This is a genomic window from Mycolicibacterium sp. lyk4-40-TYG-92 (assembly GCF_030209435.1).
GTDB lineage: Bacteria > Actinomycetota > Actinomycetes > Mycobacteriales > Mycobacteriaceae > Mycobacterium.
In genome coordinates, this window is sequence record NZ_JARVRX010000021.1 from 73,389 (window position 1) to 85,530 (window position 12,142).

The following is a 12,142-nucleotide window of genomic DNA, read 5'->3' on the forward strand; positions in this document are numbered from 1 at the left end:
CGTTCGCCTCACGGTGAGCCAGCACGTTCTCGCCTCCTGCGGATGTCGACACCCGGATCATGCCATTTCCGCCGCGGATTGACGTTCAGTCGAGCTGGACCCGCACCGTTACCCGACCCTTGTCGTCACGCGTCGAGATCGCATGCCCGGCGCGGTCGGTGCCGCGAAAATTGAGTAGCGTGATGGGTCCGCCGTCGCCGAGAAAGTTGCGCCACCAACTCTTGGAATCCGGTGACATCACCCTGATGACGACGTCATCACCGGACAGCCGGTAGTTCACGGGCGTCTGAAAGCTGCGCCCTGATTTGCGACCCGTGTAGCGGATCTCGACCAGACTGCGGCCGACGATGTTGCCGACGACGGGAACGGTGGTGAGACCGACCGCCGCCTTGTTGAGGGCGCGCGCGACCGGGTTGTCGAAAAACGTGCTGGACATGTCGCCAGGCTAGCGCGGGCGGGGTGAGTCGGCCGCTCAGCCGATCTTGATCAAGCGCACTCGCGACAGATACGCCCTTGCGATCGATCAGCAGCCAGATCGCTGAGCTGGCGAACGTGGATGCAACGGGTGCAGATGAATTCATTGACCTGCTGCGGCGTACCAACCAGCTGCTGCGGGCTGTCGTAATCGATCGTCACGTGGTCGGACCTTTCCCAGACGGACACCGCACATACGGCATGTCCGCACCGGATGCCCCGTCCGCGTTCGGACTAAACAAAATCTGCCGGCCATCCGCGCCTGGCAGGTCTCCGAATCACTGGGTAGTGAAGGGCATTTTCGGGAACTGTCCTGAGAGTCAGCATATGGCCGTAGCCGAGGAGAGTCTGTGACAGACGTGAATCAATCCGCACCGTCGTTGCGCGTGCTGATCACCGGGGCCACCGGATACATCGGCGGGCGTCTGGTGCCACGCGTCATCGAGGCCGGCCACCGGGTGCGCGTGATGGCGCGCAACCCGGACAAGATCAGTGACGTGCCCTGGGCGGCCGACGTGGAGGTGGTGCGAGGTGACCTCACCGATGCGGACACCCTTGAGGACGCCTGCCGCGACGTTGACGTCATCTACTACCTCGTGCACTCGATGGGTAACCCGGGAGAATTCACCGAAGCCGAGCGCCGCAGCGCGGAGAATCTCGCTGCCACCGCGCGCAGCGCCAACGTCAAGCGCATCGTCTACCTGAGCGGCTTACACAGCGAGTCTGATCGGTTGTCCACGCACCTCCGGTCCCGCAGCCAGGTCGGAGAAATCCTGATCGATTCCGGTGTTCCGACGGTCGTGCTGCAGGCCGGCGTCGTCATCGGTTCCGGTTCGGCGTCCTTCGAGATGATCCGGCACCTGACCAACCGGCTGCCCGTGATGACGACGCCGCGCTGGGTCAACAACCGCATTCAGCCCATCGCCATCCGCGACGTCCTGTATTACCTCCTGGCTGCCGCCACCGCCGAGTTGCCGCAGTCGCGCACCTACGACATCGGCGGACCCGACGTCCTGCGCTACGGCGACATGATGCAGATCTACGCCGATGTCGCGGGGCTGGCCCGGCGCAGAATCGTGGTCCTGCCCGTCCTCACACCCAAGCTCGCCGGGCTGTGGATCGGGCTGGTAACCCCGGTTCCACCACGGATCGGCCGGGCTCTGATCGAGTCCCTGAGCACCGACTCGGTGGTCACCGAGCACGACATCGACGCCGTGATCCCGCCTCCACCCGGCGGCACCACCGGATACCGCGACGCGGTCGGACTGGCGCTGCGCCGTATCGAGAACGGCGACGTGGAAACCACCTGGGCCAACGCCTCACCGACCGGTGCACCCGCCGATCCGCTGCCGTCGGATCCCAGCTGGGCCGGCGACGCCATCTACACCGACGATCGCAGCATCGACTGCGACGCACCCATCGAGCAGGTGTGGCGGGTCGTCGAGGGCATCGGCGGCGAACGCGGTTGGTACTCGTTTCCGCTCGCCTGGACGATCCGCGGGTGGCTCGACGTACTGACCGGGGGCGTCGGCTTGGCCCGGGGCCGGCGCAACCCGAACACCCTCTACACCGGCGACGCCCTCGATTTCTGGCGCGTCGAACGCATCGAGCGGCCACATCTGCTGCGGTTGCGCGCCGAGATGCGCACCCCGGGCCGAGCGTGGCTGCAGTGGGAACTCCAATCTCACGGCGCTGGCGCCACCCGGTTGCACCAGCGCGCCATCTTCTTTCCGAAAGGGCTTGCCGGACGGCTCTATTGGTATGCGCTGATGCCGTTCCACGGCATCATTTTCACGGGCATGATCAAGAACATCGCGGCCGAAGCGCAGAAGGAGCGGACCCGCACCGGCTAGCGGCTGCCGCCGTGTCAGGTGCGCCGGTTGATCCACCAGATGTGCGTCGACAGTACGGTCGCGAATGCGCACCACGCGGGGTAGGCGGCCAATGGTGCCGCCCGCAGTTGCCGGACCGCGAGCGCGCGACGCGTCAAGTCGGCGCTACTGACGGTCAGCGCCGCCGCGGTTACGGCAGCTGCCCCGAGCCGGTGACGATTGAAGAAGATCCACGACCAGCTGGCGTTGAGCCCCAGATTGATCGCGAGTGCGGCGCCGAAGCGGCGGGCTGCACGCGTGTCTTCCGCATCGATCAGTCGGTCGAGCGTGTCGGCGGACACGACAGCGATGTCCGCATACAGCAGCGGCCACACAATGGGGAACACCTGCCGGGGCGGCTGATAGGTGGGCTTGCGCAAGCGCGCGTACCACGGTGAGGCGACGGCCGGGCCCGATGCCGCCCCACCCGCGATGGCAGTGACAAGGGCAGCGGTGGCGGTGGTGCCAATCGTTTTCAGTTTCATCGGTTGAAGCTCCTACGTGGTGAATCGAGGACGTGGCGAATCTGGCGGATGTGCGGGCGGTCAATTCTCAACGGGTATCGCGATCTCGTTGCGGCGTCGCCACGGCAGGGTCCACGGCGGGTCGTAGAACCACGCCGAAGGGTCGCCGGCAACGGCGAATCCGTAGTCGCGGAGCGTGTCACGCAGGTGATCGGTGTGCCGGGCAATGCTGTCAGCGCCACGATCACCGGTGAAGCGCAACACCGCAACGGTTTCTGCCGGCACCTCCACCAGTTCGACGCGCTCGTCATCAGGCGTCGGCAACGACTCCAGCGTCGATCCGGCCGGCATGAAGAACCGGATGACCCAACCCCCAGCCTGACTGCCTTGTTGCTCCACCGGCGCCGTCATCGCGATCTTCCGTCCGGTATCGGTGCGCCGCTGTTGACCGACCGGCGCCGTCATCGCGATTCCGCCGCTCTGATGGTTGGCGCCGAAGATATAGCCGGCCAATCTGCGGAATCCCGCGTTACGCGCGTGTTCCTCGTCGCCCTCCACCGAGGTTTGAGCGGCGATTCGTCGCCCATACCGGCGAATCTGCACTCCACCGGCCAACGGCTCCGCATCGTACGGCGGCTCCTCGAGCCCGCTGCGGATCCCTACCGTCGACGTGACGGGGCTCAACACTTGCGTCGTGAACGTTCGCATCTGATTCAGCACATCACGCACCTTCCCGTTTGATGAGGTCGTCAAAAGTGATTCGGCGCCGACGTCCCGGTGGATGGCCCCAATCAGGGTGATCAGTGGACAGTTGTCGCCAGGTGTTCACCCCCTCCCGTACGGTGTGTCTGTGAGTTTCGCGATTGACAGATCAGTAGAGATCGACGCACCGGCCGAGCTGGTCTGGCAGGTGCTCACCGACGGGGCCAGCTACGGCGAGTGGAATCCGTTCTGCATCGAGTGCTCGTCGACGTTCGAGCCTGGCAGCCCGATCGACATGAAAGTGGTGCTGATCGGTCCGCCGAAGAAGCAACGCGAATACATCAATACCTTCACCCCGGGCGTCGAGTTCAGCTACAACATGAAACCCGCCCCGCTGGGGCTGCTCCGCAGCGAGCGTTCGCACCGGCTGACCCCGCTGCCCGACGGCCGCACCCGCTACGACTCACACTTCCAGTTGTTCGGGCCGGTGGCACCGATCGTCGCCGGCCTGCTGGGCCGTGCATTGACGAAGGGCTTCAGCGGCATGACCGACGGCGTCAAGAAGCGCGCCGAATCCCTCCGGTAGGCGGGCACCGCACCGGCTGAACGGCACGATTGGCGCGGTGGAGCACGGGTAATCAGAGGCATGCCCGAAACCAGCGCAGCCGATTATCTGCCAGGCGTGCTCAACATCCCGGCGCTACGAACGGCGGCCGGCGAGTGTCACGGCTGCGCGCTGTACCAGCACGCGCAGCAGACCGTGTTCGGCGCCGGCGACGACGCAGCCGCGATCATGTTGGTCGGTGAACAGCCCGGTGATGTGGAGGACCGTCGCGGTCAACCCTTCGTCGGGCCCGCCGGCCGCCTTCTCGACCGCGCGCTCGGCGACGCCGGAATCGACCGCAGCCAGCTGTACGTGACCAACGCGGTCAAGCATTTCAAATTCAAGGCGACCGATCGTGGCAAACGCCGAATCCACCAGAAGCCCAACCGAACCGAGGTGGTCGCCTGCCGACCGTGGCTGCTGGCCGAACTGCGCACCGTCGAACCCCATGTGGTGGTGCTGCTCGGCGCGACGGCGGCACAGTCACTCCTGGGCAACGACTTTCGCCTCACCCAGCATCGCGGCGAGACGCTGCAACTGCCGCCTGACACCGTGCCCGATCACGAGACCGTGGCCATCGCCACCGCTCATCCCTCGTCGATCCTGCGCCTGCCATCGCCCGATCGTGACGCCGCCTACCGCGACCTGGTGACCGATCTCCAGAGGTCCGTGGAACTGCTCGGCTGAGACGCGTCTGCATCCTGACCGATGAATCTTGCGCCCGGGTGCAGTCTGATCTACATGGGCAGACTCATTTATGGCTTCAACGTGTCGGTGGACGGATACATCGCGGACGCACAGGGCAGCATCGACTGGTCGGAACCGAGCGAAGAGCTGCACCAATACTGGAACGACTTCGAGCGGGAGACGGCGCTGTCCTTCTACGGGCGGCGGCTCTACGAGCTGATGTCCGCGTACTGGCCGACGGCCGACCGGGAACCGGATGCGACCCCGATGATCGTTGATTTCGCCCGCATCTGGCGGGACATGCCGAAGGTCGTGTTCTCCCGCACTCTCGATTCCGTCGACTGGAACTCCCGCCTGGAACGGCGCGACCCGGTCGAGGTGGTGACGAAGCTGAAAGCCGAGACCGCCGGCAATCTGGAGATCGCCGGCGCGACGCTCGCTGCGCCCGTCGTGCAGGCCGGGCTGGTCGACGAATACCGGATCGTGCTCGTGCCCACCGCGGTCGGCGGCGGCATCCCGTTCTTCCCGAGTCTGCCGTCGTGGATCTCGTTGCGCCTGTTGGAGAACCGCACTTTTCCCTGCGGCACGGTCCTGCTGCGATACGAGCCGAAACGCGACTGAGCGACGGCCCGGCTGCCTGGATACCTGAAGCGACGCAACGGCCGTCACCACGGGCAGCCGTCGGCCCACGCGTGCGGACTGTGGTCTCCGCAATACGCTGATTTGATCGTCGGGGCGAAGGAGACCGGCACCGGTTGCGTCGTCATCGTGCTCGTGGTGTTCGCATTCCAGGTGTCGGAGCTTGTGCCGGTCGAACTGGGTTGGTGGACAATCGATTGCGCCCCCATCGCGATGAGGGCACCGACGCCGAGCGCTGCCAGAGCCCACTTCCCGCTGCGACGAGGCCGCTGAAAGTTCATGTGTTGCATCGATTCACTCCTTCATCGAATGGTCGTGGCGAGAGATCGCCATCAGCAGTTGTGGTGCATTCTCATGTGGTCAGTCGCCCACGCACACAAATTGATGACGTACTGCGGTCTCGCGGATGGCTCCGCACGGGTGACCGGAATCAGCGTGAGATTCGCATCAGCCGCCCAACGCTCTTGGCCGGTGCCGATCGCACTGGTCGGGTGGGCAACAGTTACTGCGCCCATCGTCAGTAGAGCGCCGACGCCCAGCGCCCCCGACAGCGCTTTCACGCTGAGGCGACGACGACGGTGCGCGTTCGGTGGATTCATCAATTTCGGCCTCCGTCGGGCGTCAGATCGTCCTGGCAGTGGCTTGACTCACCTTTGCCACATGCTGTGATGTAGGTCTCGATCATCTGAGGCCGGGTGGGGGCCGATCCACATCAATACGCCGCACAATCGGCGCGCCGCCGGTGCACAGTGCACCGGCGGCGTACGCCACTACGCCGACGCCACTATCCGGCTGACGCGACGATGATGTCGACTGCTTCGGCCACGCTGTCCGTGCAGTGGATCAGATCCAGGTCGGATTCGGAGATCTTTCCTTCGGCCAGCATCGTGTTGCGTATCCAATCGATGAGACCCGACCAGTAGTCGACGCCCAGCATGATGATCGGAAATGCGGTGACCTTGCCCGTCTGGACGAGGGTCAGGGCTTCGAACAGTTCGTCGAGTGTGCCGAATCCGCCGGGCAGGCACACGAACGCCTGCGCGTATTTGACGAACATGGTCTTGCGCACGAAGAAGTAGCGGAAGTTGATCCCGAGATCGACCCAGTGGTTCAGGCGCTGCTCGAAAGGCAGCTCGATGCCCAAACCGACCGAATAGCCGCCCGACTCGCTGGCCCCACGGTTTACCGCCTCCATCGCACCCGGGCCGCCGCCGGTGATCACCGCATAGCCCGCCCGCACGAGTGCGGCGCCCAATTCCTCACCCAACCGGTACTCGCGCGAATGCGGTGTTGTGCGGGCAGAGCCGAAAACCGTGACCGCCTGCGGCATCTCGGCAAGGGCATCGAAGCCGTCGACGAACTCGCCCTGGATCCGCATCACGCGCCACGGATCGGTGTGCACCCAATCAGTGGAGTCGCGCCGGCCGAGCAGGCGCTGGTCGGCGGTCGTGGTGGCGCATCGTTCGCGACGAAGTTGCACCGGGCCACTGATCTGGAGCTCGCCGTCGTCCGCGTTGTCGTCCTCAGTCACGTCGGCCAGCGTATGGGAAGTCCACCATGCGGCTGTCCGCCGCGCGGCTCGGACAGCGGTTCAGCTACTCGCACCTCCGCTGCGGATCAGCCTCGCGAGATCCTCACGGTCCGAGATGTCGAGCTTGATGCAGGCCCGATACAGGTGGCCCTCCACAGTCCGCGGCGACACGGTCAATCGGTCGGCGATTTCGCGGTTACTCAGCCCGGCGGCCACCAGATTGGCTATCTCACGTTCGCGGACCGTCAGGGGTAGGGGGTGCGTCGCCAATTCCAGTGCCGGAGTGCGCACTCCCCCACATTGCGCGGCCAATCGGTTGGCCACGGCTGCGGCCTGTGCGCTGCTCCGCCGATCGTCGGCCGCCGCGAACGCCGCGGACGCCTGTGCCGCTGCGTCGAGGGCGGGCAACAAAGCACCGACGTGCTCGAATTGCTCTGCCGCGGTGAACAATCCAGCAGCATCGTGGTCACGCACGGCCCGGGCATGCGCCACCATCGCAGCGGCGAGACGGCCACCGACGTCAGGAGCGACCTCGATCAGCTGGTCCGCGGCCCCGGGGTCGCCGAATCGCACGGCATCGTGCAGCGCCAGCATGGTCACCGCTCGTTGGCCAGAGCTGTCGGCCAACCGGGCCGCATCCAGTGCCAGTTCGATGGCGGCGCTGACGTTTCCCTCGGCCGCGGCAAGCCACGACTCGGCAATCCTGAGCTGCGGGCCGAACACCGCGACGTGCCGGCCCGAGCGGACTTTCAACTCGGCGACCATCTTGGCCCCAGGCTGCACCCGGCCAAGCGCGCAATAGGACTGTGCCAGCAGCAGCCGGGCCGGAAAACTCCACGACGCGGCCGACTCAGCGGTCAGCGCCGCCACCGTCTGCTCCATCCGCGACACCGTCTCGGGGAATTCGCCGCGGGCCAGGCCGATGGTGCCGGCCAGCACATTGGCCATCCCCCACGCCAGATACTGACCCGATGAGGTGATCCGCATGATGTCGGCCGACCGGCTGCTCGCCGCGTCGAAGTCTCCGGCCAACACCAACGCGCGGACTTCGCCGAACGCGGTGAGATAGCGGAGCAGTCCGTCGACCTTCGCGCCGGCCATGCGACCACGTCGGGCCAGTACCGCCACCTCGTCATTGCGTCCCATCAACGCCAGAGCGAGAGCGCCACCGAATGCCGCCCACTGCAGTGCGATCGGATGCGCAACCGGGTCGGCCAGCACCCGGTTGGCCATTGCCACGGCTTCGGGCAACCGGTTCTCGAAGGTCAGCGTTGCCGACGCTGTGCCGTCGATGATCGGTATCAGCTCGGGGCTCGTGATCCGCTCACGGAGCAAGTCGAGCACTTCGTCAGAGCCCTCGGCGTCGCCCATCGACCAGTGCAGGTTCGCGATTCGCGCCCATCCCCACCGCAGCAGCTCCAGTTCGGTCATCTGCTCGGGGTCGAACGCACTCAGCGTCTCCTCGGCTTCGGTCGCCTTCCCCTGCCAGAGCAGCGAACGCGCCAGCAATTCGCCGGCCTCGAGACCGCCGCCCCGATTGGTCGCAGCGCGCGCCAGCCGCTCACCCAACGTCACGTTCGTCAGCGCGATTGCTTCTCGGGCCGCGGTGACGAGCAGGTCCAGTTCGGGGACCTCGTCGCTGTCCAGCGTCAGCTCCGCCAGCCGGATCCGCTGTGCAGAACTGTTCAGCGGGCGGTCGCGCATCGCGCGAACGAGTTCGCCGCGCAGGCGCCGCGCCGCGGCCATCCCAAGCCGGCGGCGGATCACCTCACCGAACAACGGATGCGTGAACCTGACGTCAACGCCGCTCGGCTCCTCACCGACCCGCACCAGGCCACGGCTTTCCGCGTCTTCGACCACGTCCGCACCGACGATCATGGCCAGGGTGTCCAGATCGAGCGGTTCGCAGAAGGTCAGCAACCGCAGCGCGTGCAGTACCGGGTCGGGCAACTGGTCGACCCTGGCATCCAGAAGCGACGCCAGCTCGGAAGTGACCGCGGCGCGACCCCGTAGCTGCCACACTCCGCGAACCTGCCGCAGCGTGCCCGCCTCGATGGCCCCCTCCACCAGATGGCGGACGAACAGCGCATTGCCGCCCGAAGCCTGCCACATCAGCTCCGCCGACAGGCCCTCCACCTGTCCGCCGAGTGCCTCTTCGATGAGGCCGACACATTGCTCCTGGCTGAACGGCATCAAATGCAGCCGCTGCAGATAGCGGTCCTTCCACAGCGACGTGATCGCGTCGGGGACGGGTGCGCCGGAACGGACCGTCGCCACGATGCGCACCGACCCGTCCATCGCCAGCTGGTGCAGCAGAGTCGCCGACAGCTGGTCCAGCAGATGCGCGTCGTCCACGCCGATGACCGAATGTCCTTCGGCGAGAATCGTTTCGCGCGCGGCAGACAGGAATGCCACCGGATCGCGCGACGTAGCGCTGCGCACCAGGTGGGCGAACACCCCGAGCGGAATGCCCCGCGCCGACTCGGTGGCCGCGACCCAGTGCGCACGCACCGGCAGCGACTGCGTCACCAACCGGGCGAGCGTGGTTTTACCCACACCGGCGTCACCGACAAGGACGATGCCGCAATCGCCGGATTCCCCGAGCAACGCACCGCGAATCACCGAAAATTCACTGTCACGATGAACGACCGGCCAGTTCTGGGCCACGGCGGATAATTCTACCGGCCGGTTTCCGCTGTTGAAGGCGTTATGACCGTGAAATATCGGGCCGGTTTTCGGGCCGGCGGCTAACGACCGGTCCGAAATTCGATGTCACATCTTGTCGTGCAAATCGGACACCATCTCAAATAGCGTCTTGTTGTTGTGGGTCCTGGTGAGAACTTTCGACAATGTCGTAATTTGGTCAAACACCGAGCGGGTGGTGTTCTGCTTTTCGTCGAGCGGCTCGGTGTCCGGTGCCAGCAGGTCGACCGCACGGTAGTCCGCGCCATCGGGGCCGATCAACGGGGTGCCGTCCGTGTTGGTGCCGTTCAGCATGTTCAGGATGTCCTGAGTCTGAGCCATGGTGATCACTCCTGTCGTCCGGGTGGCGGCTACCGGTCCTGCACCGACACCGCTTCCGATGCCGCATGCTGCGGCAAAATCGTTGGGCGACAATCCATCTGCCACATTCATGTCGCAGTTGCCGAACGGGTTGCAGCCCATCGGCAGGCCTTGATTGGCGCCGTACGCCCCGTCTGTGTACTGGTGGGCGATTTGGCCTGGCAGCAACGGGTTGGAGCCATACGACGCGGCGATCACCCGTAATCCCTTGGGCCTCGACACCCACATCGTGTTGAAATCGCCCTGATTGGCATAGCCGATGATGCGCGCCGGGTTGCCGGCATATTCGGCGAGGTTGTCGTACAGGGCGTTGATCCAGGCGGATCCGTCGCCGCCGGGATTACCGCCGCTTTCGACGTCCAGCATCAATACGACCCTGGGGTGCAGTCCCCCGTTGGCGTCGATCATCTGCCGCACCGTGTCGGCATTGTCCTGCCAATTCGGGCGGACGTACGTGTACACGATGCCGCATTCCAACCGCCCGGTATCCAGCGCATTGCGCATCCACGCATAGTTCTGCGCGAAGTTGGAATCCCGGTGGGTACCGTCGCACACGCGGATCGAGAGAATCTTGTACGGGTAGGAATCGCCGACCGGCACCTGGAATTCGGACACGTCGGCAAAGAAGCTGTCGACGTGGCCCTGGGCCGGAGGTGTGCCGTCTTCGACGATCGGGCCGGCCACGTACCAGTGGTCGTTCCAGTAATTGCTGTCAGACGGAATCGCTTTGGGGTTGGTACAGCACCCCCACGAGCCCGACGATTCCATCGCGACGCCGTCGACGACACAGTTCATGTGCGAGTGCGGACCACCGTCGCCCTCATGGTGGAGGTTGATCACCACCGGTGCGTCGCCGGGCACGTCGCTCAACGATGCGACGTGCATCAGATCGAAGGGTCCGACGTGCTGCTCTCCGACAGCCTTGTAACGGTACGACTCGGTGGACAGTCCTTGCCTGCCCCACACCATCTGGTCTCCGTTGAATACCGCTGAGAGCACATCGGTCACCAGGCCCGAACAGTCACAGCCGACGCTGCGATCACCGGGATCCCAGGTGCCGCCGTAGACGTAGTCGTCGCCCAGCCGGTCGAAGAAAATGCGTTTGGCGAACTCCACGCCGCCGCGAGTGACGGTCATCAGTCCCTCCTTGTGCTGAAGTGATGGGAAACCCAGTGTCGCGACGAAATGTGCAGGGACGCACCAGTAGCCCACTACTCGAATCGCCGCTGCGCTGAGCACCGACTGTCGCTGTGACGCGACAACAGTCGAGTAGCCGGCTACGCGGGTGTGCGAGCCACCAGCAGCGCAACATCGTTGGGACGTAGGCGAACCGGATCGCAAGTTGACACGGCGACCCGGTGGTCCCTACCAGCACCGAGGAGGTCATCATGAGCCTGGTTGCCATGGCGTCGGTCGCGGTCGCGCGCGACCTCGCACCCGCCGGCCAGCCACTGAACAGCGTGACAATTGGTTCCGGACAAGGGGTTTCACCTTCACCGGCGCCGTCGAACGGACCGCCATACGCGCAGCCGGAGATGCCGGCCATGGGGCCGACGGCGACGTTGCCTCGGCGAACTGACGTCACCCAGACGGCCCCTTCGGCACCGCTGATCGATACGGCTGCCGGATTTGCACAGTTGCTGGCCGCCCAGATCCCCGCCGAGGCACTGGTCGCCTACACGACGTTGTTGGCATTGTTCGTTGACTCCGGCCCTACGTACAACACCGGCCGATGGGCGCTCTACGGCTTTTCAGTGATCGCCTGCGGCGCCATCATCCTTGCGACCTATTGCGCGAAGCGCGAATACACCCTGAACCCCGGGAATCGCGACATCGCCGCTGTCGGTGCGCTGTGTGCCATGCGCCCGCCGTACCTGCCGATCGCGGCAGCCATGTTGTCGATGGCCGTGTACGGCTTGACGGTGCCCGGGTCACCACTCCAATACAGCGTGCCGGACGGCGCGTTCACGCTGCTGTCCGGCACGCTCTCCGTCGGCGGGGCGCTGATGATGACGATCCTCACACCGTTCCTGGGCACGGGTAACGCCGCTGTCCCGGTAGTGAATTCCGAGTCCTGACATTCGAATTCGCATATTCGAGTAGTCGA

12 protein-coding genes are annotated in these 12,142 nt (G+C 65.3%); 5 read left to right on the top strand and 7 right to left on the bottom strand.

The genetic code is table 11. The annotated features are described in order from the left end of the window. Positions 1-85 precede the first annotated feature (85 nt). The gene (locus QRN63_RS26415) at positions 86-436 is read right to left on the bottom strand and encodes a hypothetical protein (protein WP_267317763.1); all 351 of its coding nucleotides are present in this window, start codon (positions 434-436) and stop codon (positions 86-88) included. 50 nt (positions 437-486) lie between these two features. Beyond that, positions 487-636: a DUF4193 family protein gene (locus QRN63_RS26420; RefSeq protein WP_285033836.1), complete on the bottom strand. Its 150-nt coding sequence runs from the start codon at positions 634-636 to the stop codon at positions 487-489. A gap of 188 nt (positions 637-824) precedes the next feature. On the opposite strand from QRN63_RS26420, the gene QRN63_RS26425 reads away from it, so the two are divergent. Next, on the top strand, positions 825-2,327 hold the full coding sequence (locus QRN63_RS26425; protein ID WP_285033838.1) for an SDR family oxidoreductase: 1,503 nt from the start codon (positions 825-827) through the stop codon (positions 2,325-2,327). 14 nt (positions 2,328-2,341) lie between these two features. On the opposite strand, the gene QRN63_RS26430 is transcribed toward QRN63_RS26425, so the two are convergent. Together QRN63_RS26430 and QRN63_RS26435 are read right to left on the bottom strand one after the other, a co-directional pair. Next, positions 2,342-2,830 carry a TspO/MBR family protein gene (locus QRN63_RS26430; protein ID WP_285033839.1) on the bottom strand — a complete coding sequence of 163 codons (489 nt, stop codon included), beginning with the start codon at positions 2,828-2,830 and terminating at the stop codon, positions 2,342-2,344. Positions 2,831-2,890: 60 nt separating this feature from the next. Then, on the bottom strand, positions 2,891-3,529 hold the full coding sequence (locus QRN63_RS26435) for an SOUL family heme-binding protein (RefSeq protein WP_285033840.1): 639 nt from the start codon (positions 3,527-3,529) through the stop codon (positions 2,891-2,893). 130 nt (positions 3,530-3,659) lie between these two features. Between QRN63_RS26435 and QRN63_RS26440 the strand changes: the two genes are divergently transcribed. Genes QRN63_RS26440 through QRN63_RS26450 form a run of 3 tightly spaced genes read left to right on the top strand, consistent with a single transcriptional unit; the run spans position 3,660 to position 5,423 of the window. Then, positions 3,660-4,097, top strand: coding sequence for an SRPBCC domain-containing protein (locus tag QRN63_RS26440; protein WP_285033841.1), 438 nt, complete (start codon positions 3,660-3,662; stop codon positions 4,095-4,097). A 60-nt stretch (positions 4,098-4,157) separates the two neighbouring features. Further along, positions 4,158-4,802: a UdgX family uracil-DNA binding protein gene (locus tag QRN63_RS26445; protein ID WP_285033843.1), complete on the top strand. Its 645-nt coding sequence runs from the start codon at positions 4,158-4,160 to the stop codon at positions 4,800-4,802. 54 nt (positions 4,803-4,856) lie between these two features. Continuing rightward, positions 4,857-5,423 carry a dihydrofolate reductase family protein gene (locus QRN63_RS26450; protein WP_285033845.1) on the top strand — a complete coding sequence of 189 codons (567 nt, stop codon included), beginning with the start codon at positions 4,857-4,859 and terminating at the stop codon, positions 5,421-5,423. An 802-nt stretch (positions 5,424-6,225) separates the two neighbouring features. On the opposite strand, the gene QRN63_RS26455 is transcribed toward QRN63_RS26450, so the two are convergent. From QRN63_RS26455 to QRN63_RS29760, 3 genes are all read right to left on the bottom strand, one after another. After that, positions 6,226-6,972: an LOG family protein gene (locus QRN63_RS26455; protein WP_285033846.1), complete on the bottom strand. Its 747-nt coding sequence runs from the start codon at positions 6,970-6,972 to the stop codon at positions 6,226-6,228. A 60-nt stretch (positions 6,973-7,032) separates the two neighbouring features. Then, positions 7,033-9,639, bottom strand: a complete 2,607-nt coding sequence (locus QRN63_RS26460) for a LuxR C-terminal-related transcriptional regulator (protein WP_285033848.1) — start codon at positions 9,637-9,639, stop codon at positions 7,033-7,035. Between the two features lie 105 nt (positions 9,640-9,744). Continuing rightward, the gene (locus QRN63_RS29760; RefSeq protein ID WP_285033849.1) at positions 9,745-11,172 is read right to left on the bottom strand and encodes a glycoside hydrolase family 25 domain-containing protein; all 1,428 of its coding nucleotides are present in this window, start codon (positions 11,170-11,172) and stop codon (positions 9,745-9,747) included. A gap of 251 nt (positions 11,173-11,423) precedes the next feature. Here QRN63_RS29760 and QRN63_RS26470 point away from each other — a divergent pair, with 251 nt between their 5' ends. Further along, entirely contained in the window at positions 11,424-12,113 is a 690-nt protein-coding gene (locus QRN63_RS26470; protein WP_267317773.1) for a hypothetical protein, read from the top strand. Positions 12,114-12,142 lie beyond the last annotated feature (29 nt).